We start from the raw sequence: 26,135 nt of genomic DNA on the forward strand, positions 1-26,135 counted from the left end.
AATCTTGCTTTGTCGATTTTGGATAAGCATTCCAACATGACCTTTACCATCGCTTCACTTTATTAATTTTTGTATCGTCGTTGCCGTAGACCTTCCAATGTTTGATTTCTTCAAATAGCTTATCGAGATCTACATAAGATAGATTCTTCATATCATGTAGCGTGAATGATTCACCTGCCTCTAATTTTTTTATAGCATTAGCGTATGTCAGTTTTCCCACCTATACCCCCTTGTTATAGTAATGACTATTCTGGGTTAAAAATAAACTGTATAGCTCCTAACTTGCCAAGTTCAAGTTGGCAAATATAAAAAATCTGACTGAAGCTTATAAAAGGTAGATGATGTTAGGTAAACAAGAGAGTACTCTAAGGAGTTTTCACTATCAACCAATTCGTGATCGAGCGTTTTCATTTGGCTTTTAGAGCTGGACTGATCAATCGGTTTGGGGAAATACCTACGGCCAGTAAGTTAGCGATTGAATTTAATCTACGTAACTTTCAGTCAAAGCCAATTAGTCGTGAATCGGCGAGAAAATGGATCAATGGCCAATCCATGCCAGAGACGGCAAGACTGAAGACTTTAATCGGCTGGCTTAACTTAGATGCATCGTTCATTTATTCTACGACTCTTATCGAGAAAGTGAACATTCCTTTAGAGATTGATAGCCTGAAAGATAGGGCAAAAGTAGAAGCCTATGGGCGCCGAAAAATAGAGATGTTGGCACATGCTGCTTTGAACTTTGTTACACCCCTTGCGGCTGTATTAAATACAGAGGGCGTCATTATTTTGGTTAATGGTGCATGGCGATCTGCTGCCATGCTGTATCCAAAGTTAAAGGGAGGAAGCCTAGGATGCGAAGGAGTCAATTATCTTGCTGTTTGTGAGAAGGCAAGGGGACTGGGCTCTGAAGAAGCGAATAAAGTGGCTAGATCGATTCGTGAAGTTATTACGGAAAACACAAAAACATTCACCTCAAAATATCCTTGCCACAGCAATGGAGATAAAAGATGGTTTGAGGTCAAGGTATCTGCCTACAAACACTTGGATGACGTGTGTTGTGTTGTTACACATGTGCCGATTACTGAAGCAACTTTTATGAAGAAAAACTGATTAATTGCAATAGTTGTTATTAGTCCAGGCCACGTCTAGACCTTGTGCACCATCCTAAGACCTAGGTCGCATATTCGAATCATGCTGGGCAGACCAAAGGCTTATCTGGTCGATTAGATGACATCAGAAACTCATTTAAATGGATCTTTGATTAACTCGCTTTGACAGTTCTTCAGCGCTCTCTTTTCGCTCACTATAGCGATCAGTTAAATAGCCTGAAACTGATCGAGTCAATAAAGTGAACTTAACTAATTCTTCCATCACATCCACTACACGATCATAATTAGCTGATGGCTTCATACGATTATTGTCGTCAAACTCTAGAAAGGCTTTAGGTACTGACGATTGATTGGGAATCGTAATCATCCTCATCCACCTACCTAGAATTCTCATTTGATTTAGAGCATTAAATGATTGCGATCCACCGCTCACTTGTAATAAAGCCAGAGTCTTACCTTGTGAAGGCCTTACCGCACCGACACTAAGTGGTATCCAATCTATTTGAGACTTCATTAGTCCTGTCATTGCTCCATGACGCTCAGGACTACTCCAAACCATTCCTTCTGCCCATTGAGCTAGCTCTCTTAACTCAACTACTTTAGGATGTGTTTCGGGGGCATCATCCACTTGAGGTAATCCATGGGGATTAAAGAATCGTGTTTCACAGCCCATCACTTTTAATATTCTTTCGGCCTCTTCTGCTAAAAGGCGACTGAATGATCGCTCTCTTAGTGAACCATATAACAGCAATATTTTTGGTGGGTGGTTCTGCGATGCCTTAACTTGAATTTCATCAAGAATTGGCTTGTGAAAGAGTGCTTTATCGATATTAGGGAGGTCTGTCATGAATGAATATTAATAAAAATCGGTCAAATAGCTCAAAACATCTATAAAAACTAGATTTCACAGAATTGTCACAATAATTCTATTATCATCGAATTATGAAAAATACAGAAGCCGTCAGCGCATTTGTAGCTCTTGGACAAGAGTCTCGCTTAAATGTTTTCCGTTTGATTGTTCAGCGGGGCGATGTTGGGTTGACACCGAGCCAAATTATTGAAAAGCTAGGCATTCCCAATGCAACCTTGAGTTTTCATTTAAAAGAGCTCTACCAAGCTAATTTGATTACGGTAGAGCGTCAAAGTCGCAATCTTTTCTATCGCCCCAATGCTAAGTTGGTTCAAAACCTCAGTGAGTTCTTATTGGATAACTGTTGCGGTGGTAAGTCCTGTTCACCTGTTAAATCCTCCAAAAAGGTTAAATCGCCATGAAGTCATACAACATTCTTTTTCTGTGCACCCATAACTCAGCGCGCTCAATTATTGGAGAGGCATTGGCATCTACTCATCCAAGTGGAAAATTCAAAGGTTTTTCTGCGGGCTCTACTCCGGGCACAAGCGTAAATCCCATTGCGGCAGATATTGTCGCAGAGTTGGGAATGGATCGCGCTTTGCTAAAGTCCAAAAGTTGGGATGTGTATGGGCAACCTGATGCCCCCAAGATGGATTTTGTCATTACCGTTTGTGACAATGCGGCTGGTGAGCAGTGCCCATTTTGGCCTGGACAGCCTTCTACCGCTCACTGGGGCTTTCCCGACCCATCACAAGTTCAGGGTACAGAATTAGAAAAGCGTCACGCATTTAACGACGTCATGAATGGCCTTAAAAGACGCTTAGACATCATGGCGTCTATGCCACTAGATAAATTAGATTCAATGAGCTTGAAGGCAATTCACACTCAAGTATGAGAAGTTATCTCAGTGAGTTTATTGGGACAGCCCTGCTATTAGCAATAGTAGCTGGATCAGGAATTATGGGCGAGACATTGGGCGATGGTAATGCCGCAGTAGCTTTACTTGGAAACAGTATTGCTACTGGGGCAGGGCTCTACGCTTTAATTGTTTTGCTAGGACCTATCTCTGGCGCTCACTTTAATCCAGTGGTCACTTTGATGTTTTGGAAGCTAGGGCATCTTGATTTGAAAAAGATGCTTGGCTATTGGGCATGTCAATTCACAGGCGCTATTGCTGGTATCTGGCTGACACATTTAATGTTCAGCTTACCCATTATTCAAGAATCAACTAAGGTCAGAACAGGATTGGGTATTTGGGTAAGTGAGCTTATATCTACCCTTGTATTGCTCTCGGTCATTCACATTGGGGATAAGGAAGCTAAAGATAAAGTTCCAATGTTAGTTGCTTTAACGGTGACAGCAGGCTATTGGTTTACTTCATCTACCTTCTTTAGCAATCCAGCAGTAGCGGTGGCTAGAAGTTTTACTAATACCTTTGTGGGGATTGCTCCTAATGATGTCTTAGGATTTGTTGTGGCTGAAGTCATCGCGGCATTGCTGCTTGTAGGAATTCTTGCTCTAGTTGAGCCCAAGGAAGAGAAGACGTATAAGAAAGGTCTTTGATGTGCTGTTTGGGCTAATAGCAGCACCACTCATATAGCGCTTAACTACTAAGTCATAGCACGGTTTATCACACAGAGCCCTATTTACGTGGTGAGTCATCGAAATATATAGATATTCAAAAAGACACGAATTCTTCTAAGGCCTAGGTCGCACCTTCGAATCGTGCTGGGCAGGCCAAACACCTGACTGTCTGATTAGATGACATCAAAAACCTTATTACAAGCCTCAATTGACTATATCAGTTTTTGTCATTTGTTTTATCTCAAACTTCTATACTATAAGGGAGCTAATTACAATCGTGTAATAGCTTTCATCATTAAGGACTACGAAATGGCACATGTCGGACATAGTTGGTTAAAAACTAAACCTGGAAGTTACAAGAAAGTATGTGATCGTTATCATCAATTTGCTTCAGAGGTTATGTCACACAATGCAGATCTTCATGATGTCATTATTGTTGGCAACCAAGCGCAAAATACGATTGAAGGTTTTGGTATCTGGGATAATCCAGCTCATGCAGCAGCATTAGAAGATACTAAAGATTTTGCTGCTTTTATAGCAGATGTTACTAATGATTTGGCTGAGCCATATCATCGCAATGACTTAGATTTACTGTATCGAATGAATCCTAAACCATAAAAGTTTTTTATTTATGAGTTACGACCCGCTTTCGAGCGGGTTTTTTGTTGTTCACAAAATTCCCTAAAAGGGTAGCCAGTTGTCTTTGATATCAGACCAAATTTGTTGGTTAATACAACAAATAAGACAAGCGACTATCTGATCGCCTGCCGATGCCACACCAAATATAAATAGCTTAATGTCATTGTTTCTGCTATTGTTTTAGCTCATTTTTACAGCTTCTAAGGCATAGGTCGCACGTTTGAATCGCGCTGGGCAGGCCAAAGGCCAGACTGTTCAGTGAGATAACACCAAATACATTACTTAAATTTTGCAATCTACTAGAGACATACCCTCGGTACCACCATTCTATTCATTCTATTGGTAGTTATTTCTAATATAAGTAATTAATTAGTATGATTTAGATCGTAAAGTAGTTAGAGTTTGCCTAACAGACCTTCGAGCTGTCTTAGCGTCCTGCTAAGACTATCGCCCCAGATTTCGAATACATTTCAATTCTTGAGGGCTAGCAATGCTCGCAATATATAAATTTTCCCTACTCACATCCTGGCGAGGATATAGATTCTTTAGCGATTAGTTTTGACGTGAGTCCATATTAGTAAATCTTATTTAAAAATTCTGATGGAAGTTATTTAATAAATGATTACAAAAACAATACCCCAAATCTTAGTTTTTTTATTTGTATGTTTATCGGCAAACATTGCTATGGCGGATCAAAAGCCAAATGTAGTGATCCTTATGGCCGATGATGTGGGGTGGAATGATTTTGGAGCCTATACGGGTGGAGGGGCTGCTTTGGGTCATCCAACCCCGAATATCGATAGGGTTGCAAAAGAGGGCGCACTTTTCACTAATTGGTATGGTCAAGCAAGCTGTACGGCAGGTAGAGCATCCTTCATGACAGGTCGGATTCCAGTTCGCACTGCTCTTTCAGTAGTTGTAGTCCCTGGGGATCTTAATGGGCTAACAAAAGAAACGCCAACTATTGCCGAGTTCTATAGAAAAAATGGCTATCAAACCTACTTTTCTGGAAAGTGGCATTTAGGCGATAAGCCCGAGATGTATCCAACTGAGCATGGCTTTGATGAAATGAAGCATTTTGCTGCCTACTATCCTGGGGTCTATTCTTATTCTGATTTGTCACCCAATATGCACCCTTGGTTTCCAAAATATAACGATGCTTTTTGGAAAGCTTATCAAGATACTGTAAACCTATTTGAGTGGAGTGGAGTATCGGGTAAAAAAGCTATAAAAGAAGGTCTTATTACTTATGACAATTTAGCGGAGTTTGATGTTCGTCAAACTGATTCAGCAGTTGCCTATATTAAAGAACATGCTAAAAGTAAAAAGCCTTTTTTTATGGATGTTAACTTCATGAAGATGCATAACCCTACAAACCCTGCCAAGGCATTTAAAGGTAAAACGCATTTAGGAAATTATTCAGACTCAATATTAGAGCTGGACTCTAACATCGGCCGCATTATGGATGTGCTTCGCGCAGAAGCACCAAACACGATTGTGATCATTACATCTGATAATGGAGCTTGGCAAGATGCCTATCCAGATGCAGGAACAACCCCATTTCGTGGGGAAAAAGGTACGGCCTTTGAAGCAGGGTGGCGCGTTCCAGGAATCTTATGGGCTCCGGGGAAGGTGCCGTCTGGCCAAGTGCTCACTGAAATGATGTCGCATTTAGATGTTTGGCCAACCACTGCTGCCTTGGTTGGAATTACTCCACCTAAACGTGGTGAGTACCAAGACAATAACGGCAAACCGATTTACTTTGATGGTATGGATAACAGTCAATACGTTACTGGAAAAACAAAACACTCCGTTCGCAATGACTGGATCTATATTAGTGGCGAAAGCTTTGGTGGAGTTCGGGCTGATATAGGCGGTGATCCCAAATCTCCAGATCTGAAAATTGCATGGAAAGCGCTTTATACATCTAAGGATACTTGGCTTGGCCCAGAATTGAATATGGGCTTACCTGCAATTTACAACTTGACAATGGATCCATTTGAAAAATACGACATGCTATTTAATGGTGCTGTTTCTACTCGAAATCCTACAAGTTCTCCAGGACGGTTTTCTGGACAGGATAATGGGTGGACAGCTGCCTTAACTGGTCCAGTTATTTTAGATTTTAATAAATCTATTATTAAATATCCCAATAAGAGACGCGTTCCTGGGGGTGCTTCTAATGACTTGATTCCAAATCTACAAGACCCGAGTAATCCAGTACCTGCTATGGATCCATATAAGGCTCCAAACATTGGCGCAATGGGCGGATAACTACTAGGTATTGGCTATATCGAAGATCAAATCAATAGGAGCGATGCATGAAGCGAGATAAATTTCCAGTAAAAAAACTATTGCTACCAATATTATTAGTTGGCCTCATTTTTTCTGAAACGGTAAATGCTGGGTGGGCATTTGCTGCACGTAAGGTTATTGGGCGCATCAATCAAATGACTCAAGATGACTCAAATGGCAATCCAGCATTTCAATTTGCAACAGTCATCATAGATGCTCCTGCAATCAAAGTTTATTCAACGGCAGTCAATGTAGTTAGTCAAAATCAAGCTATAACCATCGTTTCTCAAGATGCTAAAAATTTAAAATTAAAGGTTTCTGAGGGTAATAAAAGCATTTCATTAAGTGTAGTTTCATTAAGCGATAAATCGTCTGAAATTATGATCTCTGCTACTGCTGCACCTCAGAGTCAAGATCCCAGTACTTCACCAGAGGTTGATGCGATATTAAAAATTTGCAAGCAGCTTAATAAGGTTTGTAAGACTGGTGCGAATTAGACTAGCGATTATTTTGGTCTGTGCGGGAGTATTTTCATGCCCTGCCTACGCTCAGCTGTATAACACGCCGATCCCAAAAGTTTTAGACGAATGGCGTTTTGAGCTTACTCCCTATTTATGGGCTCCATCAATTGCATCTACTCTCAGCTATAACGACCAGTACATTAAGTCCGTTGATCAAAATGCTAGCGATGTGCTTCACAATCTTAAATCTGGCGCAATGATTTCTGGAGAGGCACACTATGGCAATTGGGGCATCCTAGGAGATGTAGTGAGTGCAACCCTACAAAAAACGGGTGCCATTCCCGTTACCCCTCAACCAGGTGTCCAGATTAGACTTGCCGATAAATCAACGGTACAAAATACAATTGTGACTACTGCAGTAACCTACACGGTAATTAAAAATGACAATGCTTATGTAGACGCTTTGGTTGGAGGTCGTTGGATAGGTACAACTTCGACAATTAATCTAACCTTAACAGGGTCTACTACGTTCAGCGACTCTAAAGCTATGTCTACTGCTGATCCAATAATTGGATTTAAAGGCCGTTATCGTGTTGCAGACTCTACTTGGTACGTCCCTTTTTATGCTGATATTGGCAGTGGGGGCGGTACTACTAATGTTACTTGGCAAGCCATGTTGGGTATTGGTAAAACCATTGAGAAGTGGGTAGATGTTGCTTTGGTATATCGCGGCTTGTTCTACGATATGGACAGCTCAAAGACTAACGGGCAGGGCTTATTACAAAAGACTACCTTCCAGGGGCCACAATTGTCGGCAACCTTCAAGTTTTGATATGGCTTTATCTCTTCTCTCCTCATCCCATCGCAAAAATAATAGCTCGTGATGGGCGTACTTACTTATCGCCGCACCATCCTGCTTGCTTTAGCAATTGCGCTAATAGGTGGTGGGGTAGCCTATTGGTATCTTCATCAAGGTGGCGCAAGTTCTTTGGCTCCACCTCTTGTGATTCAAAGTGATGGTAAGAATGCACCTATAGGAATGATATGGGTTCCTGGTGGAGAGTTCCTCATGGGAAGTGATCACAAAAAGGCCCAGGATAATGAAAAGCCAGTACATCGAGTTAAGGTCAATGGCTTTTGGATGGATAGAACTCACATTACCAATGATCAATTCGCACAATTTATAAAAGAAACAAATTACAAAACAACTGCTGAGCAAATTCCAGATTGGGAAACGATTCGAGTACAGCTACCACCAGGTACACCAAGGCCGCCAACTTCAGTATTTGTAGCTGGAGCAATGGTTTTTGTGGGAACTAAGGCTAAAGTGAACCTCAATGACTACTCTCAATGGTGGGCGTATGTGCCTGGGGCAAATTGGAGGCATCCCAGCGGGCCCCGAAGCAATATTGATGGCAAAGGTAATCACCCTGTAGTCCAGATTAGTTACGAGGATGCTTTAGCCTATGCAAAATGGACCGGCAAAAGATTGCCAACAGAAGCAGAGTGGGAGTTTGCAGCCAGAGGTGGCTTAAATCAAGCAAGCTATGCTTGGGGTGATCAATTGGAGCAAGAGGGTAAGCTGCCGGCCAATATTTGGGATGTTAAAAAGCAGCCTTTCCCTGTCATTAGCCCTAAAGCTGGTGGTGCAGTAGGTACTAGCTCAGTTGAGACCTTCCCACAAAATGGTTATGGCCTATACGATATGACTGGTAATGCTTGGCAGTGGGTTGCAGACTGGTATCGCTCGGATTATTTCGCGATGCAATCTAAAGAACTGGGGGATGGTGTGGCCAACAATCCTCAAGGCCCCACTAACTCATATGATCCAGATGATTCTGGAGTTCCTAAAAATGCACCCAAGAGGGTAATCCGTGGGGGATCATTTTTATGTAACGAAGATTACTGTCAGTCTTATCGTCCAAGCGCAAGACGTGGAGCAGATCCATTTAGCCCAATGTCGCATCTTGGGTTTAGATTGGTAAAAGACCCTCAGTAGTATTTTGATCGGTTAACCCGACAAACTGACATCTGACCACTCAATATCCATGGCACTCCACCCAATACCTTAAAGCCATTGTTTAACTTATTTTTTTAGCTCATTTTTCCAGTTTCTAAGGCCTAGGTAGCATAGTCAAATCGTGGTGGGTAGGGCATTAATGATCCATAATCTAAGATGAGAAACGATAATCCAACATACTATGCCAATCTTTCATGCTGAAGATCTAAAAACTAAAATTGCTCAAATAATAAGAGCTACTGGTAGTTCTGAGGTCGAGGCCTTGCGGGTTTGCACGAACTTGGTTCAGGCAAATTTAAAGGGGCATGATTCCCACGGTGCTGGAATGATCCCGCGTTACATCGAGTCATTTCAAGAAGGATCTTTGCAGCCCAATCAAAGCATTCAGGTAAAAAGCGATCTAGGCAGCATGTTAGTTCTTGATGGACAGGGTGGCTTTGGGCAAATTGTCGGCGAAGAAGCAATCGTGATGGGGATTTCCAGGGCAAAAAAATTAGGTAGTTGTATTGTGTCCTTATCGCATGCTCACCACTTGGGTCGTATTGGGCATTTCGCTGAAATGGCTGCAGCGGAGGGCTTAGTTTCAATTCACCTAGTGAATGTTATTTCTGCTCCAGTTGTAGCCGTTTGGGGTGGCGGTATAGGCAGGCATGGTACTAATCCATTTTGTATTGGCGTGCCGATTACTCATCGTGAACCATTTATTTTAGATTTTGCTACTAGCCGCTCTGCGCAGGGCAAGATGCGGGTTGCCCACAATACTGGCAAACAAGTGAGTCCTGGGTTTTTAATCAATCAACAGGGCTTGCCCACCACTGATCCAAGTGTTGTTGTGAAGCCAGATGCTGCCGGTAATTTAGGAGCTTTAATGCCCTTTGGAGAGCATAAAGGCTCGGGTTTGGCCATAGCCTGTGAATTACTGGGTGGTGCATTAACTGGGGGCGGCACTTGGAAGCCACCTAAAATAAAAAAACGTGCTATCTGGAATGGGATGCTATCGATTTTGATCAACCCCGTTTGCATGAGCTCAAAAGAGCAATTTGAAATAGAGGCAAACTCTTTTATTGATTGGGTATATCAAAGCCCGGCCAGCGAGGCTGGTGTTCCGGTGATGCTAGCAGGCGAGCCCGAACGAAAAATGATGGCACTACGCTTAGCAAATGGCTTTGAAATTGATAATAAAACTTGGCAAGATATTTGTGAGGCAGGGAAAAAAGTTGGGGTTAACTTAAAGTAGTAACAATTTTCATTTTGTCGATTAACCCGATAAATCAGACATTCGACCATTCGATTACCTGCAGATGCCACTGACCCCGATGTGTGAGCCACACCTGATCTCAACGCCTTCAAACCATTGCTTAACTAGCTGCCTATAGTAAATAAATGCTTGGGGGAAATTACATCTAATATTGCGCTCGGCATAAGATTCATTCACATATCAAATAATGGTGCTTTGCATCATTTAAAAAGAAATTTATTCTTTACAGTAACTTCAAATTGTATTTAATAATAATTAAAATTTACTTATATCAACTAGGAGCTCCTTATGAATATTCCGTTATTGTCGGCAATCACTTTAATCGGGACTGCATTTACAGTGGGTGCCCAAGCACAATCACAAATTCCTGTTAATCCAGTTTTGATGGTGAATCAGTTTGAGGCAACGAACGGCAAGTTTGAGGGCTATCGGCGCTCTGGCGCAAAAGGTATTTGTGCCACCGGAGAATTTACTGGATCGCCCGAGGGACGTGCATTATCGGTTGCCTCTGTGTTTAGTGGTAAACCTATTCCAGTAGTTGCTCGGTTTTCAGTTGGCGGGGCAAATCCAAAAGCAGCTGACAATACAAAATCACAGCGCAATATGTCACTTCAATTCACTTTACCAAATGGAGAACAATGGCTCATGGGTAATATTTCTGCGCCCGTGTTTGGTTCTGCAACACCCCAGCAGCTAATGGCTTCATTGGCAGCACGTCAGCCAGATCCAACAACTAAAGCGCCTGACCCTGTAAAAATAAAAGCATTTACTGATGCTAATCCCGAAGTACTGCTGCAGGGAAAGTATCTGGCATCACAGCCTGTTCCTGCAAGCTTTGGCAGTGTGAACTATTGGGGCGTACATGCTTTTAGTTTTACCAATCCCAGCGGAGTAAAGCAATTCGGTAAATGGGTATTTGAGCCTGTTAATGGCACGCAAGGCCTCTCCGATGAGGAAGCGAAAGAAAAAGGGGGCAGCTTCTTGTTTGATGATTTACGCCAACGTGTTAAAGATGGCAAGCTTGCATTTAATTTCAATTTAGAGTTGGCACAGCCTGGGGATAAACTAGATAATGCTACAGTGCCGCTTCCCGAAGGTCGCAAAAAAATAAATCTAGGGGTTTTAAAAATTACCTCAGTTTCAGATGACGCCAGGGGAGCTTGCCTTACTGTTAACTACAACCCTATGGTAATGCCTAAGGGTGTTGAGCCATCGAATGACCCCATGTTAAGCGCTCGTGCGGCACCTTATGCCGTTGCTTTGGGTCGGCGTTTATCTGAAGGAGCAAAACAATAATTAATACTTTCCTATCCTCACTCTACGAACTGAAATAGTTAAGAATTAAAGCTCAATTAATCAAATTAAAAAAGGTTCCTTATGTTCAATAAACGCCGAAGTTTTATTATTAGTGTAGCTGGTTCCCTAGCCAGCGGTTTTGCCCTTGCCCAAAAACCATCACAAAACTTAGTGCTTGACTCAGATCCCTCTGCAATTGCACTAGGCTATGTCAGCGATGTTAAGAAAATTGATACTAATAAATTTCCTCAATATGCATTAGGTCAAAATTGTGCTGTTTGTACCCTTTTTCAGGGAACCGCAAAAGATACCGATGCACCGTGCCTCGCATTTGGTGGTAAAGCAGTCACCTCTAAAGGGTGGTGTAGTGCCTGGGTTAAAAAAGGATAATTATTACTTCAATTTCGGCTAATGAGTACTACACTAGTAAAGCTGAAATTTGAGGAACACTTTAATTACTCATGATTTATTTATTGATCAAATAAGATGAAAAAAATGATTGATCGCATTGATCACATTGTGTTAACTGTCACTGATATAGAGTTGACGACACAGTGGTATGAATTGGTAATGGGCTTTGAGAGGGAATTCTTTGTCGGACCAGAAGGGCAGCCACGTCATGCGCTACGATTTGGCCAGCTTAAAATTAATCTTCAAGATAAAGCGACTGAAACTCCTACCAAAGCAAGGGTTCCAACTATAGGCTCAGGCGATTTTTGTTTAATAGCTTCAGGGCCATTAGATGACTTTATATCGTATCTTCAAAATATTGGGGTAGCGATTGATATGGGTCCAGTACCCAGAAGGGGTGCATTAGGACCAATCCGATCTGTTTATTTACGTGATCCCGATGATAATTTAGTTGAAGTCGCCGAGTATCTATCAATTTAGAGTAAGGTGAGTTCTTATTGAGCTGATTTTTAGTGCATATCCCTTAAGGTAAATATATTTATGATCCTATATAGCGCTCCGCCATCATATTATTCGATGATTGGTCGTTTAGCATTAAATACAGCACAGATATCATTTGAAAATCATCATATGGATATCCATATTCGTAAAGAGCAACTTGCCCCATGGTACGTAGCGCTTAACCCCCATATGACAGTGCCAACTTTAGTGGATGGAAAAACTATATTGATTGATAGTCAAGACATCTTGCGCTTATCAGCAAATCTAGCAGGCAATCAGTGGCTTGATATCGATTTAGATTTAGCCCCTCAAATTGAGTCAGTCGTTAAAGCGCACTATGCAATCCCTATTGAGCGTTTGACCTTTTGTAAGGCCATGATCCATTTGCCAATCTTGAAGTTTATTCTTCCACGTGCCTTGGGTAAAGTCATTAAAGGTCTTGAGGCACAACTAGTAAAAGCAAAAAATCCTACTGCTGTGCAAGCAAAGATTGATTTAAACCAATCGCGCATTACTTACTTTACTCAGAGCGCTAGCTTAGAGGAGAAAATGACGGTAGAGCGTAATCGAGTAAGTGCTTATTTAAGTCAACTACCAACCCCAGAAAATTTTTTATTTGGCAATAAACCTAGCTCGGCTGATGTAGTTACAGCGGTATTGTTCGGGCGCCTAAAAATGATTGGTGAGTATGCTTTAGTGACCAACAACACTCGAGGTATCGCCTTAGATCAATGGTTTGGTCGCATGCAACAAGTACCTGCTTTTCAGCTTTCTGATATCTGGTTGCGCTTTCAATGGTGGAGAATTTTACTGAGAGGTTAAAAGGGTGGGTTTCAGAAAACTAATTGCTGTCAATTAGTACTTTACTTAGTAAAGCTATAGCTTTAATTACTAACATAACAAATTCGTAGGAATAATGATAATTACGATAATTAGTGCAGCATAATTGCTTACGTACCCTAATAATTGAACGGAGACGTTTATGAACCACTCATGTAAAAGTCATGGTGGATTGCAGATTGTCACCGCACTTATTAGTAATGAATTGTTTCTTGATGGAATTAGAACATGGTGCGATAAGGTTGGCGTTTCTCCATATGTTGAAATCAGCCAAGAGCATAAAGATGAAATACAGTTCATCAGAATCTATGCAAATGATTCCTTACATAAACTTTGCCAACATGCAGATACTTCCCGTTTGGCACTAAGTCTCGGCTTGTTTTCTGAGTCTTCAGCACCAGATATGGCCCTTGAAATCGTTCTTAGCATGGCAGTAAGTCCAGTCATTTTTGACTTTTCTAGCTTAAATGAGTTGGAAGCAAATATCAGAATGAGGATAAATTTATCCGGCCTCGCCAGAAGGGCTGAATTAAATTTTGATACAAACGGACTCTCGAGGCCAGAGGCATATTGGATTCATGTTATAGATAATGGATTTATTTTGAAAGAGGGTGCTTCTTTAGTTGATGGAATTGAGCGGGCGCTATGTCCTGATATTTCAGGGGAGCATTTTTCTTTTTCTTGTCAAAGAGCTACTGAGTACTTAATGTTACATAGCTTGGCAATTGAATTGAGTCTAAGTAATCCAGCAAAATTAAAAGAAATAGAACAACAATGGAGAAAAAAAGCCTTGGTCGCCGATGATTTCTTAAATACATTTTTATTGGAAATTGGCTCATCGGTTACCCCATTTCCAATGCGCTGTTATGTGCCCGGTGATCGTGTCTGGTTCAAAAACCCTGATGATTTCTCATCCAATGTAAAGGGATATGAAGGTTCATGGGTCATTTATATGGGTGGGGGACTATTTACAAACCTATGGGATAAATCCAAACCATATACATTGGAGACTAAGTGTCTTGAAATTTACCACTGGCGATATGGTGTTAGAGAGGATAAATTAGGTAGACTGGAAATCAATGAAGATTTAGTTAGAGAATTAGTAGGGCAGACTCTAAGCTCCCCTATGAAATTGCAAAACTGTATTGATACGATGATGAAATATCGAGATCCTCAGGGGGTGTATGAGGATGGAGGTTGTATAGATCTCACTAGAGATACTTTTAAGGGGGTCTATCCTGGCCACAATAATTAGTAATCGATTATTTCTACTTATTCTTACTTTTTATTTTGTTCATTTATCTTCCGATCTTTCTCTCGCTCTTTTCGAAGGTCACGTAATTGCCACCATGCAAATAGCAACACCCCACCAAAGATCAATACTACTTCAAGTATGATAATAGGGCCGAAGTTGTCAATCATAAGATCTGCTCAAATCAATCCAATGTTTTATCAAGAGAAATTCTTAGCTAGCAATGCGGCGTAATGCCTCTATCCGCTCACTTAATGGTGGGTGACTCATAAATAAGCTTTTTATGCCCGTTGCCATATTGCCCGAGATGCCAAAAGCCTCTAATTGTTCTGGCAGATGAGGTTGATTGGATGATTTTTGGAGACGCTCAAGGGCCCTAATCATTTTTTGCTTACCTTCAAGGTTTGCAGCTCCAGCATCTGCACGGTACTCGCGATGACGACTAAACCACATCACAATTGCACTGGCTAGGATACCGAGTACTAATTGTGCAATGATTGTGGTGATCCAATAGGCAGGCCCATGACCTCGCTCTGTCTTAAAAACTGCCCGATCAATAATATGTCCAACAACTCTCGATAAGAAGAATACGAAAGTATTAACAACCCCTTGGATAAGCGCAAGAGTGACCATGTCACCATTGGCAACGTGACTGACCTCATGGGCTAGTACTGCTTCCGCCTCATCACGGGTCATGCCTCGCAATAGTCCAGTACTGACCGCTACCAAGGAATCATTGCGTAGCATGCCAGTAGCAAATGCATTGATATCAGGAGAGTCATAAATCGCCACTTCAGGCATACCAATACCTGCAGCCTGTGCCTGGCGAGCTACGGTACTAATTAGCCACTGCTCTTGTTCATTTTGAGCTTGCGTAATGACATAAGCACCAGTTGAGTGCTTAGCCATTGATTTTGATATTGCCAAAGAGATGAATGAGCCAGTGACTCCAACAACGGCTGACAACATCAGTAATGAGGTGAGATCAAGATCGCTACCTTGTGCGTCTAATACTTGTCCCAATCCAAAAATATTGATGATGATCGTGATCACCAACATAATGGCGATGTTAGTCAATAAGAAAAGGAAAATACGTTTCATATGAGCTAGCTCCTTACTAAAATAATAGTAACGCTATCAGGAAAATTCAAGTTTTGCTTGAAACCCATTTGTTAAGTGATTACAGGGGGGCTGACCTATTTTTAGCAGCACTACAAGAGGGGGTTTTGATCATCTTAAAAAGCTGATAAATACGGATTAAGCTAAATGCCTTAAGTACAGGTAAATTGTCACCATAGTGCATTAATTAATGCTTTAAATATTAATCGCAACACTATAGGCAAAGCTTGCAAACAATAAAGTGGAGCAAGCCCCAAAGTATTAAATCAGGAAAAACCCTTAGTTTGGCTAAATCAGTAATTACCAAAGCAAAAAATACGACATACTAATATTTACGCATTGTAAATTTTATTGATAAAGGCAGCCATGTTAAAAAATAAATTTATTCAATCCCTAATTTTTATTTCAGTATCTGTTTTTTCTTTTACCTTTGCTCAAGCTCAAACTTGGCCATCTAAGCAGCCAATTAAATTCATCGTTGTCTATCCACCAGGCGGCGCATCAGATGTTACAGCGCGTTTAATTGCCACAAAGCTTTCTGAATCAATAGGGCAATCTGTTAATGTGGAAAATAAGCCAGGCGCAAATGGAATTATTGCTACAGAATTTGTTGCTAAATCAGCACCAGATGGCTATACACTTTTAATGGCAAATCTTGGTCCTAATGCAATTAATCCCGTTATTTATAAGAAACTTCCTTATGATGCGATTAAGGATTTCTCAGCGATTACCCTAACTACTATTGTTCCGCAATTTATTGTGGTTTCACCATCATTGCCTATTTACTCAGTAAATGACCTAATCTCGTATGCTAAAGCCAATCCAGGAAAAGTGACATTTGCTTCTGCTGGAAATGGAGCATCCAATCATTTATCGGGTGAATTATTCAATGCCATGGCGGGGATCAAGATGCAGCACATACCTTATAAGGGTGATGCACCTGGGCTTGTTGATGTGATGGCTGGACAGGTGAACGTAGCCCTACCAACTGCTATTGCAGCAGCTCCTCACGTTCGTTCTGGCAAATTACGTGCTCTTGCCGTTACCAGCACTAAGCGCTTGCCCTCATTTCCAGATGTACCTACTGTTTCAGAAACTTTGCCCGGTTTTGAGGCGGTCTCATGGGGTGGAGTAATGGTACCTGCTGGTACACCACAGCCAATAATTAATCGTCTAAATACAGAAATCTTAAATATTCTAAAAATGCCAGATATTGCAGAAAAGTTGAATGGCCTAGGCGCTGAAATAGTTGGCTCATCTCCACAGCAGTTTGATGTATATGTTAAGTCTGAAATTGCCAAATGGGGTAAAGTTGCTCGTGATAATCAGGTAACCCTAGATTAATTTATGAACCACCACTCAATTCTTTATTTAATTACGTAAGAATATGAATATTTCATTTAAAAAACTACATCCGACTTTTGCAGCAGAAGTTAGCTCTATAGACTTACGTGAGATCAATGATGAACTGACGCTTTCTCATCTGCGAAAAGCAATGTCTGAATATGGAGTTTTAGTTTTTAAGGGTCAACAACTCTCACTACAGGATCAACTTGATTTTGCCCAGCGTCTAGATGGAGTTTTGCACACTAAAACCTCAAATTCAGTACTGAGCAAAAATCGTTTTGGTAATGATGCTTTAACTGATATCTCAAACGTAGCGCAAGATGGTGAAATCATGGCTGCTGATGATCGAAGACGCATGAACAATATTAGTAATCGTATTTGGCATACAGATGCTTCATTTGAGAATCCTCCAGGCCGTTACTCAATGCTATGTGCCCGCACAATCCCTTCGGTTCGTGCTGATACTGAATTTGCAGATATGCGAACTGCCTACGACCTTTTAGATGAACCAATGAGAGCGACTATCGAGAATTTACATGTTCATCATTCGATTGTGTATTCCAGGCACACTATGGGATTTGATTTTTCACCTGAGGAACGTGCAAAATTGCCTGGTGCAAATCAACCGTTAGTGAGGACTGTAGAAAATTCATCGAGAAAAGCACTCTACCTAGCCTCTCATGCAGATCATGTGGTTGAGTGGCCAATTCCAGAAGGGCGTTTATTACTGCGCGACTTGATTGAGCACGCTACAAAACCTCAATTTGTTTATAGCCATGAATGGACTGTTTGTGATTTGGTTATTTGGGATAATCGCACAACTATGCATCGTGGCCGTCCTTTTGATGACAAGACTCATAAAAGAGAATTAACACGTGTAACGACGCTTGATATTCCAAGGCATTAGATATTAGTTTTTTTCACAAGGGCTACCAGTACTATTAAAAAATAGTATTTCAATAAATATGCTTTTGGCTTAAATAGATTGAAGCGTTTTTAGTTGGATAGCAAAGCTTCCCGCTTGATTATTAGAGATCAGAATGCCAAACTCAATTACATCAGAAAATGATAAGGTTGGCGCATTAACAGCTTGTCCTCGTACAGTCGATTTAAATTGACTTAAATTAAAGCGATAAGTTTGCCAAGTCGGTTCAGCGATAAGATCTGCTGCATATGACACCCGTGGCGCTAACTCAGTACGTAAGACCAACTTATAGCGCTTGCCATCACCTTGTGCTAAAAGCTCAAGCACTTGAGTTCCTTGGGGAAATTTTACGGATGAACGCATGGATGCAAACCCACCGTTATTTGCAAGCGAAACCACACCTTCAAAAAACAAACCATGCAGATCTTGGCGTAGGCTCGATTGAGACAAGCCTCCCATCACACCATCATTAACAATCCAACAATCACGCATCGTATTAGGGTTAGCGTAATCCATGTACATTCCTTGTGCGCGCGATTGTTCTGCCCAACATAAAAAGTAAACACTGCAGGTATAAAGAAAGGCTCTTCTTGAGTTCAATTGATTTAGAAATAAGCTATTCAGGCAAATATTGCTTTTTTCCAAACACTTGCTAGCCACGGCTGTTGCTCAAATGGGAGCCCACTTGGCCTATAGTAGTATTCAATTTCGATGAATTGTGCATTTGTCATAAAAGATCTCCAGCCTTCCAGATCATGATATGAGCCAAAGCGATCACCGTACCAGCTTTCCTCATTATTGCCACGTGGATTTGAGCTAAACAGAATGCCATTAGGTTTTAAGCTTGTCCATAAATGACCCAGCACTTTTGGCAATAGCCTATTGGGGATATGAAATAGCGAAGCGTTGGCAAAAATACCATCAAAAGTATTCTCTGGTAGATCTAAGTTAAAAAAATCTTGCACTAAGATTTTGCAAGCACTTTTCGTTCTTGCAATTTGTGCAGCTTTTGGGCTTCCTTCAAGACCAATAGCAACATGACCAAGTTTAGTTAAGGTTTGTAGGTCTCTTCCCGGACCACATCCAAAATCGAGTAATTGAAATGGTGGTTCAGCTTTTATCGCCCTTAGGAAGGCATTGATATTTTGACTGACATCATGATCTTGTGTACCTTCGTCATAAGAAATGGCGTTTTGATCATAATGACCAATATTTTTTTGAGAAATTACTATAGATTCATTTGTGATATTTTTTAATATAGACATAGTCATTTACTGTAGATATTACCGTTAAACAGCCTAATTAAACGTTTCTGCTCAAATACCTTACTGGCAAAATGATGATAATCTGAATATAGTATTTAACTTAATAGGAGATGAAGATAAAAATGTATCAAATAATCACAAAAACTGTAATAAGCCTTTGCTTTGGCATAGCTTCTGTAACTGTCTTTGCACAGTCAATGAATGTAACTCTCGCTGGATCTCAGGAAGTTCCCCCCGTTACCACCTCAGCTTCGGGTAAGGGTTCGATTATGGTTGGCTCTGATGGATCAGTTTCAGGTAGCGTTACCACTGCAGGTGTTGATGCGACTATGGCGCATATTCATGAAGCCCCCATGGGTCAGAATGGCCCTGTAATTGTTCCATTTGCAAAAACGTCAGACAATGTATGGTCTGTTCCAGCTGGTTCTAAATTGACTGCTGCTCAACTACAAAGCTTAAAGAGTGGAAATCTTTATATCAATGTCCATAGTGCTGCAAATAAGGGTGGCGAAATTAGGGGTCAGCTAAAACCTTAATTTAAGCATCGCACATTGGTGACCCTGTTTGATCTCATATCAGGTCACACTAGAACCCTCAGACCCTCATCAGCACTGGTGGGGGTTTTTTCTTTCAAGCATTGCCTTCAGTATTGTTTTATCTCTAGTAATTTGTTAACCAGTGCCAAAACCATCCAAGACAAAGGTCGCACGCTTGAATAGTGCTAGGCAGCCCCAATTCATTTATAGATTACTTAGTCAATAAGATGTAAGCAAATTATGATAAGTTGAAGATTGTCAAAATCTAGTGCTGTAGTTTTTTAGGGCACTGCTTTAGGCAAAGACCATAACTGGTCAAATACAAGGTTAGCCCATTGAGTAGGTGCCATAACCAATGTGAACCACCAATGAAGTCACATAAGGGCATATCAAGTTGACGACTCAGTAGGGAGAATGCAAAAACGATGGCCGCCAGCCATAAGAAACGAGCTGCTGACGTATTTGAATATTGGGTCATCAAAGCATAAACCAACAGCGCTAACCAAGCGCCAAGGTAGATGCCGGAAGGTAACCATGGCAAATCTGGCTTTAAGTGACTAATGAGTAATTGAGAGCAAACAATACTAATGATTAGTAGTAGAGCAGACCCTAGTTGAATAAAAATCGAGCTTCTTGACCATTGCTTGGAGATTAAAAATGCAAAGACTAGTAAATACAGATCAATTGCTAAGACATCAAGTAGACCGGTAAGGCGATTAGCAAAAGTATGAAAGCAAAAACTACCTAGGCCAATGAGGATCATCAGAATGGCCATCAGATTTGAAAGGGAAGATCTTAGTCGCCACAGAAAAAAACCTGCAATGATGAACGACAGATTACTGATGGCGTTAAAGGGCTCAGCCCAAAAACTCACATCTAAACGCTCGCAGTAGATATCGACTGAATTGAACCAAGTACTCATTTTTATATCTTAATGGAGTAATTAATAATGCTTTTGACATAGGCTAGCGCTTTTTAGGTCTAAAGTTAGATGAACAATACAGAAGAGATCTGAGCTGTCTTTTAACCATATTCAACATTATTGTGGAAGACATTATCAAAAATCCTCCCTTTTGGAGTAGGGCTAAAAAGGATCTGTTAAAGTGATTTTAATGTCACGGAACTGTCATCTAAAGTTGTGAGAATTCAGCTTTTGTCATAACTGGAGATCCAAATGCGATTCGCTTTGTCCGCCATATTCGTCGCCGCCCTAACAACATTGGCCCCTACCATCCAGGCAATGGATCCTCGTTTTAAAGATACCAACGGTGATTTGGTGGCAGATCCACCATCTAATGCATCTGAGTTCATAGACCCAGCTACACTCGTATTTGCTTACACTCCCGTCGAAGACCCTGCCGTTTACGCCAAGATCTGGGATAGCTTTATTGAGCACTTGGCCAAGGCAACCGGCAAAAAAGTCCAGTTTTTCCCGGTGCAGAGCAATGCTGCCCAGTTGGAAGCCATGCGTGCAGGTCGCCTTCACGTCGCTGGCTTTAATACAGGTTCCAACCCAATCGCCGTCAATTGCGCTGGTTTTGTACCTTTCGCCATGATGGCCTCTAAAGATAACAAATTCGGTTACGAGATGGAAATCATTACTTATCCAGGGAGTGGTATTGAGAAGATTGAGGATATTAAAGGTAAGCGCTTAGCATTCACCTCGGAAACCTCCAACTCCGGATATAAAGCTCCGGCCGCATTACTGCGCGATAAGTACAAGATGGAAAGCGGCAAAGATTACACACCTGTGTTTAGTGGCAAGCATGACAACTCAATTCTGGGTGTTGCCAATAAGGACTATCCAGCAGCGGCCATTGCTAACTCCGTAAAGGAGAGAATGATCGGGCGTGGTGCAGTCAAAGCAGACCAGACCAAGGTCATTTACACATCCCAAACCTTCCCGACAACTGGTTATGGTTATGTGTACAACCTCAAACCAGAACTGGCAGAGAAGATCAAGCAGGCTTTCTTCAGTTTCAAGTGGGAGGGAACGGCATTGGCTGCAGAATTTAGTAAGAGTGAACCGCCCCAAGAAAAGTTCATGCCTATCAATTACAAGCAATACTGGCAAGTAGTGCGCGATATCGACCAGGCTATGAACGTGAGTTACGCCTGCAAATAAAAAACTATCGCTATGCTTGAGTTGCGTCAGCTAGAAAAACGCTACCCAACCGGGGACCTTGCGCTCAACGGGGTATCTCTAAGAGTGGGTGCAGGTGAATTGATAGGGCTAATCGGTCCATCAGGGGCCGGCAAGTCAACACTCATTCGTTGTGTAAATCGTTTGGTGGAACCAAGCGGAGGGCAGATTGAGCTAGATGGGCAAGACTTGAGCAAACTAGGCTCGAGTGGTCTCCGCAGTGCGCGCCGCCAAATTGGTATGATTTTTCAAGAGTACGCTCTCATCGAACGTTTGACCGTGATGGAAAATTTGCTGTCGGGCCGCCTAGGCTATACCGGATTCTGGGCCAGTTGGTTCCGGCGATTTAAGGGTGATGACATTGCGCAGGTTTACTCACTCCTTGAACGTGTGGGCTTGGGTGGCATGGAAAATAAGCGCGCAGATGCGCTTTCAGGTGGGCAGCGCCAGCGCGTCGGCATTGCGAGGGCCTTGATGCAAAGCCCAAAGCTGTTGCTAGTGGACGAACCAACGGCCAGCCTTGATCCGAAAACTTCTCGCCAGATCATGCGTCTGATTTTAGAACTATGTCAGGAGCGCGGGCTTGCTGCGATCGTCAACATACACGATGTTGTCCTGGCAACCGAGTTCCTGCCAAGGATTGTAGGTCTGCGTGCCGGCATTGTGGTTTATGACGGTCCGGCCGCTAATATCGATAAGACCATATTGACCAATATATATGGCGATGAGGATTGGACCGCAATTACTCAAAGTATGCAAGCATCAGCAGGAGATGATTCGAGTAACAGTAATCAAGGAAACAATGATTTAAAGCTGGCTACTTCTTTATGATCGATGCGGTAATAGAAGTACCGAAACTGCAGCGACAGTGGCGGCGCCCGCAATTCATTTCCAATCCAATTATGCGCTGGGCTTTGTATGCTGGCGCAGCCCTTTACCTAGTGTTAGGCATTGGTTCGCTGGAGGTGAACTGGGCACGTGCCATCCAGGGTCTGGAGCGCGGCTGGGCTTTTGTGCTTGGCTTTTTGCATCCGAATTTCACCAGCCGATGGAGCGACATTGTTATTGGCTTCCAGGAGAGTCTGACGATGACGGTCACATCCACTGCACTTGGCGTTGTGTTGTCGATCCCTGTTGCAGTCGGCGCCGCCCGAAACCTTGCGCCAACCTGGGTCTATCTCATCTGTCGCAGTTTTGTAGCCTTGTCCCGAACGCTTAATGAAATCATCATCGCTATCTTTCTGGTTGCTATGTTTGGGTTTGGACCATTCGCTGGTTTTTTGACCTTGACTTTCGCCACCATAGGCTTCATGGCTAAGCTGATGGCCGAGGATATTGAAGAGATTGAAGCCTCACAGCTTGAGGCCCTTCGAGCAACTGGTGCTGGGTATCTGCAGATACTCGACTTTGCGGTGCTATCCCAGGTAATGCCACGGCTGGTAGGCTTATCACTCTATCGGCTCGATATTAACTTTCGAGAATCAGCTGTGATTGGTATCGTGGGTGCTGGCGGAATAGGTGCAACGCTTAATACCGCCATGGACCGCTACGAATTTGATTCAGCTGCTGCCATTATTCTGGTCATTATTGCGATTGTGATGGTAGCTGAGTACAGCTCGGGCTGGCTCAGAAAGCGCATTCAGTGACTTTGAATACTTCCATGCCGGTATGGCAGAAACGTACCCCCCGCAATGAACTGATTGTATTTGCGGCCTGGGTTCTTACGCTCGCGTTTGTGTCTTGGACCTTCCAAGTGATGACAAAAGATACGATTTGGGCTTTCGTCACAGACGCACCTGCCCAAATGAAGGATATCGGTTCACGCATGATGCCGCCTGCATGGAGCTTCGTCAACGAACTCTGGTGGCCACTCTGGGAAACCATCAACATTGCCACTCTTGGAACATTAATCGGCCTGATCCTGGCGGTGCCAGTGGCTTTTTTGGCAGCGCGTAACACGACGCCAAGTACCCGATTTGTACGTCCTATTGCCTTACTGCTAATCGTCGGCTCACGCTCTATTAATTCGCTCATCTGGGCTTTGCTGCTAGTGGCCATTCTAGGCCCTGGGGTACTCGCTGGCGTCTTTGCAATTGCCCTGCGATCTATCGGCTTCATCGGAAAGTTGCTCTACGAAGCCATTGAAGAGATAGATGCAGCGCAAGTAGAGGCCATCGAGGCCACGGGCGCAAGCCCAGCCCAAACTATGACTTGGGGGGTGTTACCACAAATTTCACCTACGCTGGCGGGCATCAGCGTCTTTCGCTGGGATATCAACATCCGGGAGTCAACTGTGCTGGGCTTGGTGGGTGCGGGCGGAATTGGTGTCAAACTGGAGGCAGCACTCAATACGCTCGCTTGGCCCAAAGTAACTATGCTGCTAATCGTTATTCTTGCCACGGTAGCGGTGAGCGAGTGGGTGACAGCCAAGGTACGAGAGCGACTGATCTGAAGATTATTATTGTTTTGGAGCAGACCTACGATTTTTATTTTATGATGAGCTTTTCTTAGTCCTGTAATCCAAAAAATCACCTTTTACTTTTTTTTATGGAAATTCTATGAAGCATTTTAAAGTTTGGTTTGCTATTTTTAGTACCTTTTTTGCTCTAAATACATTGGCTCAAAACTATGTAGACGGTGGCGACGATAAATATAATCCTCGCATTGGTCAAGAAGGTAAAGACGTGGTTTGGGTGCCTACTGGCAATGAATTACTTGCTAACATGCTCAAAACAGCCAAAGTGACCTCCAACGATATAGTCTATGACCTTGGCTCTGGAGACGGCAGAATCGCTATTGCAGCTGCGAAAGATTTTGGAGCACGTGCTATCGGAATTGAATTTAATCCAGAAATGGCGAAACTAGCCCAACGTAATGCTGATCGCTCCGGTGTTAGTGATCGTGTGAAGATTATTAATGGCGACATCTTCAAAGAAGATTTTAGTAAGGCAACTGTGGTTACTATGTATTTATTGCCCGATCTAAATATCGCCTTACGTCCCACCATATTAAAGATGAAACCTGGTACGAGAGTCACATCGCACGCATTTAATATGGGCGATTGGGAAGCGGATATTGAAATTGATACTCCTGCTAAGGCCTACTATTGGGTTGTTCCTGCTCAAGTGGCGGGGGAGTGGGTAATTACAGGAATGGAGCCAGCTAGGACGACTTTAAAACTGTCTCAACACTATCAAAAAATAGGCGGCACTCTTCAAATTGGTAATGAATCGCAACCCATTCTCAATCCTAAATTAGATGGTTCAACTTTAAGCTTTACATACCTTGATCGTGACAAAAGTTCACATTTTGTGAGAATGGCTGTCAATAACAATGAGATCAAGGGCCTTTATAAAAGCAGGTCTTATAACGACAACGCAATTACTGGTAAACGCCTTTAACATTTCATAGGTTTTCAGCTAATAATTTAGGGTCTTCGCCTCAGCGCTCACTGAGTAGAGCCCTAAAATGGTACAAACTATTTCTTATCTTTCTGAGGAGTAAGATCCTTTCTATGCGCAGCTTAATAAAGAACCGCTAATCATCATTCGGCTTTATGATAGAAGGCATGGTGTCACTGTATATATCTTTGCACTCTAAATGGAATTTAAAATGAAAAAAATTAGTCTATATGCAGCAGTCATTGGCTCTGTTTGTTTAATTGCTGCTTGTAGTAACACGCCGAAATTGGCTTCAGAGCCGATGCCAAGATCTGGTTTTTTACCCAACTATTCACTTCTAGTATCAACCTACACCGCTGCATCCGATACCAGAGTTTGGCGTTATCGCAAGGATGGCATTAATCCCGCAATGTATACCGGCGTTATATTAGATCCCATTTATTTAAACCAAAGCGCTACTAAAGACGTTACTGCAGAATCTATTGCTAAAGCCAAATCGACATTACAAGCTTCTATGGTTGAATCTGTCAATGCTCGTGGCAATCTTAAAATTGTTACACAGCCAGGACCCGGAGTTGTAAGGGTCTCTGTTGGAATTACTGGCGCTGAAAGTTCAAATGATTATTTAAAGCCATGGAACTTTACTCCAATTGGGTTGGCTACAAATGCAGCAGCATTTGCTGCAGGCGTAAATGCTAAGACCCCAGCATTGGTGGTTGAAAATAAAATTACGGATAGTAGAACTAATGAAGTTATTGGAATGGGCTTAGTAACGGTTCAAGGAGAATCTTTTCGAACATCCTCTGGTTCTGTAGACTCTTTCATTGCTATGGCTAAAAAGGCAGTAAGTGCTGCCTTGGAAACTTCGGCTAATTAGTGT

At 42.2% G+C, this 26,135-nt stretch carries 29 protein-coding genes; 24 read left to right on the forward strand and 5 right to left on the reverse strand.

Annotated elements, in window-relative coordinates; translation table 11 throughout:
* The first annotated feature begins 393 nt into the window (after positions 1-393).
* Positions 394-1,110 (forward strand): hypothetical protein, encoded by a 717-nt coding sequence (locus ABWP14_RS05975; protein ID WP_353202063.1) that lies wholly within the window; start codon positions 394-396, stop codon positions 1,108-1,110.
* Positions 1,111-1,245: 135 nt separating this feature from the next.
* Here ABWP14_RS05975 and arsH read toward each other — a convergent pair whose 3' ends face one another.
* Complete coding sequence (gene arsH / locus ABWP14_RS05980) at positions 1,246-1,956, reverse strand: arsenical resistance protein ArsH (RefSeq protein WP_353202064.1); 711 nt, start codon at positions 1,954-1,956, stop codon at positions 1,246-1,248.
* 95 nt (positions 1,957-2,051) lie between these two features.
* Here arsH and ABWP14_RS05985 point away from each other — a divergent pair, with 95 nt between their 5' ends.
* The 14 genes from ABWP14_RS05985 to ABWP14_RS06050 all read left to right on the forward strand — a co-directional run bounded on the left by ABWP14_RS05985 (position 2,052) and on the right by ABWP14_RS06050 (position 14,522).
* Positions 2,052-2,381, forward strand: a complete 330-nt coding sequence (locus ABWP14_RS05985) for an ArsR/SmtB family transcription factor (RefSeq protein ID WP_353202065.1) — start codon at positions 2,052-2,054, stop codon at positions 2,379-2,381.
* Positions 2,378-2,857 carry an arsenate reductase ArsC gene (locus ABWP14_RS05990; RefSeq protein ID WP_502930149.1) on the forward strand — a complete coding sequence of 160 codons (480 nt, stop codon included), beginning with the start codon at positions 2,378-2,380 and terminating at the stop codon, positions 2,855-2,857. Before ABWP14_RS05985 ends, ABWP14_RS05990 begins: the two co-directional genes overlap by 4 nt.
* A complete protein-coding gene (locus ABWP14_RS05995; protein WP_353202066.1) occupies positions 2,854-3,525 on the forward strand; it encodes an aquaporin in 672 nt (223 codons plus the stop codon). Before ABWP14_RS05990 ends, ABWP14_RS05995 begins: the two co-directional genes overlap by 4 nt.
* Before the next feature lie 330 nt (positions 3,526-3,855).
* Complete coding sequence (locus ABWP14_RS06000; RefSeq protein WP_353202067.1) at positions 3,856-4,164, forward strand: hypothetical protein; 309 nt, start codon at positions 3,856-3,858, stop codon at positions 4,162-4,164.
* A 705-nt stretch (positions 4,165-4,869) separates the two neighbouring features.
* Positions 4,870-6,459 (forward strand): arylsulfatase, encoded by a 1,590-nt coding sequence (locus tag ABWP14_RS06005; protein WP_353202068.1) that lies wholly within the window; start codon positions 4,870-4,872, stop codon positions 6,457-6,459.
* 47 nt (positions 6,460-6,506) lie between these two features.
* A complete protein-coding gene (locus tag ABWP14_RS06010; RefSeq protein WP_353202069.1) occupies positions 6,507-6,977 on the forward strand; it encodes a hypothetical protein in 471 nt (156 codons plus the stop codon).
* Positions 6,967-7,773, forward strand: a complete 807-nt coding sequence (locus ABWP14_RS06015; RefSeq protein ID WP_353202070.1) for a hypothetical protein — start codon at positions 6,967-6,969, stop codon at positions 7,771-7,773. Before ABWP14_RS06010 ends, ABWP14_RS06015 begins: the two co-directional genes overlap by 11 nt.
* 51 nt (positions 7,774-7,824) lie before the next feature.
* Entirely contained in the window at positions 7,825-8,940 is a 1,116-nt protein-coding gene (locus ABWP14_RS06020) for a formylglycine-generating enzyme family protein (protein WP_353202176.1), read from the forward strand.
* A gap of 202 nt (positions 8,941-9,142) precedes the next feature.
* Positions 9,143-10,198, forward strand: coding sequence for a malate/lactate/ureidoglycolate dehydrogenase (locus ABWP14_RS06025; RefSeq protein WP_353202071.1), 1,056 nt, complete (start codon positions 9,143-9,145; stop codon positions 10,196-10,198).
* Positions 10,199-10,507: 309 nt separating this feature from the next.
* Positions 10,508-11,515 (forward strand): catalase family peroxidase, encoded by a 1,008-nt coding sequence (locus ABWP14_RS06030; protein WP_353202072.1) that lies wholly within the window; start codon positions 10,508-10,510, stop codon positions 11,513-11,515.
* Positions 11,516-11,596: 81 nt separating this feature from the next.
* Complete coding sequence (locus ABWP14_RS06035) at positions 11,597-11,905, forward strand: high-potential iron-sulfur protein (RefSeq protein ID WP_353202073.1); 309 nt, start codon at positions 11,597-11,599, stop codon at positions 11,903-11,905.
* A gap of 105 nt (positions 11,906-12,010) precedes the next feature.
* Positions 12,011-12,406, forward strand: coding sequence for a VOC family protein (locus ABWP14_RS06040; protein ID WP_353202074.1), 396 nt, complete (start codon positions 12,011-12,013; stop codon positions 12,404-12,406).
* Between the two features lie 60 nt (positions 12,407-12,466).
* Positions 12,467-13,249: a glutathione S-transferase family protein gene (locus ABWP14_RS06045; RefSeq protein WP_353202075.1), complete on the forward strand. Its 783-nt coding sequence runs from the start codon at positions 12,467-12,469 to the stop codon at positions 13,247-13,249.
* Positions 13,250-13,439: 190 nt separating this feature from the next.
* Positions 13,440-14,522: a TGL-type protein-glutamine gamma-glutamyltransferase gene (locus ABWP14_RS06050; RefSeq protein ID WP_353202076.1), complete on the forward strand. Its 1,083-nt coding sequence runs from the start codon at positions 13,440-13,442 to the stop codon at positions 14,520-14,522.
* A gap of 210 nt (positions 14,523-14,732) precedes the next feature.
* Here the strand turns inward: ABWP14_RS06050 and htpX are convergent, their stop codons facing one another.
* Entirely contained in the window at positions 14,733-15,620 is an 888-nt protein-coding gene (gene htpX / locus ABWP14_RS06055) for a protease HtpX (RefSeq protein ID WP_353202077.1), read from the reverse strand.
* 384 nt (positions 15,621-16,004) lie between these two features.
* On the opposite strand from htpX, the gene ABWP14_RS06060 reads away from it, so the two are divergent.
* Positions 16,005-16,982, forward strand: coding sequence for a Bug family tripartite tricarboxylate transporter substrate binding protein (locus tag ABWP14_RS06060; protein WP_353202078.1), 978 nt, complete (start codon positions 16,005-16,007; stop codon positions 16,980-16,982).
* 43 nt (positions 16,983-17,025) lie between these two features.
* Entirely contained in the window at positions 17,026-17,892 is an 867-nt protein-coding gene (locus ABWP14_RS06065) for a TauD/TfdA dioxygenase family protein (RefSeq protein ID WP_353202079.1), read from the forward strand.
* A gap of 69 nt (positions 17,893-17,961) precedes the next feature.
* On the opposite strand, the gene ABWP14_RS06070 is transcribed toward ABWP14_RS06065, so the two are convergent.
* Both ABWP14_RS06070 and ABWP14_RS06075 read right to left on the reverse strand, forming a co-directional pair.
* Positions 17,962-18,426 carry a CIA30 family protein gene (locus ABWP14_RS06070; RefSeq protein WP_353202080.1) on the reverse strand — a complete coding sequence of 155 codons (465 nt, stop codon included), beginning with the start codon at positions 18,424-18,426 and terminating at the stop codon, positions 17,962-17,964.
* A 104-nt stretch (positions 18,427-18,530) separates the two neighbouring features.
* Complete coding sequence (locus ABWP14_RS06075) at positions 18,531-19,175, reverse strand: class I SAM-dependent methyltransferase (RefSeq protein ID WP_353202081.1); 645 nt, start codon at positions 19,173-19,175, stop codon at positions 18,531-18,533.
* A gap of 197 nt (positions 19,176-19,372) precedes the next feature.
* Between ABWP14_RS06075 and ABWP14_RS06080 the strand changes: the two genes are divergently transcribed.
* Positions 19,373-19,711 (forward strand): CHRD domain-containing protein, encoded by a 339-nt coding sequence (locus tag ABWP14_RS06080; RefSeq protein ID WP_353202082.1) that lies wholly within the window; start codon positions 19,373-19,375, stop codon positions 19,709-19,711.
* A 265-nt stretch (positions 19,712-19,976) separates the two neighbouring features.
* On the opposite strand, the gene ABWP14_RS06085 is transcribed toward ABWP14_RS06080, so the two are convergent.
* Complete coding sequence (locus tag ABWP14_RS06085) at positions 19,977-20,633, reverse strand: ceramidase domain-containing protein (RefSeq protein WP_353202083.1); 657 nt, start codon at positions 20,631-20,633, stop codon at positions 19,977-19,979.
* Between the two features lie 252 nt (positions 20,634-20,885).
* On the opposite strand from ABWP14_RS06085, the gene phnD reads away from it, so the two are divergent.
* From phnD to ABWP14_RS06115, 6 genes are all read left to right on the forward strand, one after another.
* On the forward strand, positions 20,886-21,836 hold the full coding sequence (gene phnD, locus ABWP14_RS06090) for a phosphate/phosphite/phosphonate ABC transporter substrate-binding protein (protein ID WP_353202084.1): 951 nt from the start codon (positions 20,886-20,888) through the stop codon (positions 21,834-21,836).
* Positions 21,837-21,848: 12 nt separating this feature from the next.
* Positions 21,849-22,685, forward strand: coding sequence for a phosphonate ABC transporter ATP-binding protein (phnC, locus tag ABWP14_RS06095; protein WP_353202085.1), 837 nt, complete (start codon positions 21,849-21,851; stop codon positions 22,683-22,685).
* 71 nt (positions 22,686-22,756) lie between these two features.
* Entirely contained in the window at positions 22,757-23,500 is a 744-nt protein-coding gene (gene phnE / locus ABWP14_RS06100) for a phosphonate ABC transporter, permease protein PhnE (RefSeq protein WP_353202177.1), read from the forward strand.
* A gap of 110 nt (positions 23,501-23,610) precedes the next feature.
* The gene (phnE, locus tag ABWP14_RS06105; protein ID WP_353202178.1) at positions 23,611-24,306 is read left to right on the forward strand and encodes a phosphonate ABC transporter, permease protein PhnE; all 696 of its coding nucleotides are present in this window, start codon (positions 23,611-23,613) and stop codon (positions 24,304-24,306) included.
* Positions 24,307-24,412: 106 nt separating this feature from the next.
* Complete coding sequence (locus ABWP14_RS06110) at positions 24,413-25,255, forward strand: class I SAM-dependent methyltransferase (protein WP_353202086.1); 843 nt, start codon at positions 24,413-24,415, stop codon at positions 25,253-25,255.
* A gap of 211 nt (positions 25,256-25,466) precedes the next feature.
* Positions 25,467-26,132 carry a DUF3313 family protein gene (locus tag ABWP14_RS06115; protein WP_353202087.1) on the forward strand — a complete coding sequence of 222 codons (666 nt, stop codon included), beginning with the start codon at positions 25,467-25,469 and terminating at the stop codon, positions 26,130-26,132.
* Positions 26,133-26,135 lie beyond the last annotated feature (3 nt).

The sequence above is a fragment of the Polynucleobacter sp. genome (genome assembly GCF_040400325.1).
In the GTDB taxonomy this organism is placed as follows: domain Bacteria; phylum Pseudomonadota; class Gammaproteobacteria; order Burkholderiales; family Burkholderiaceae; genus Polynucleobacter.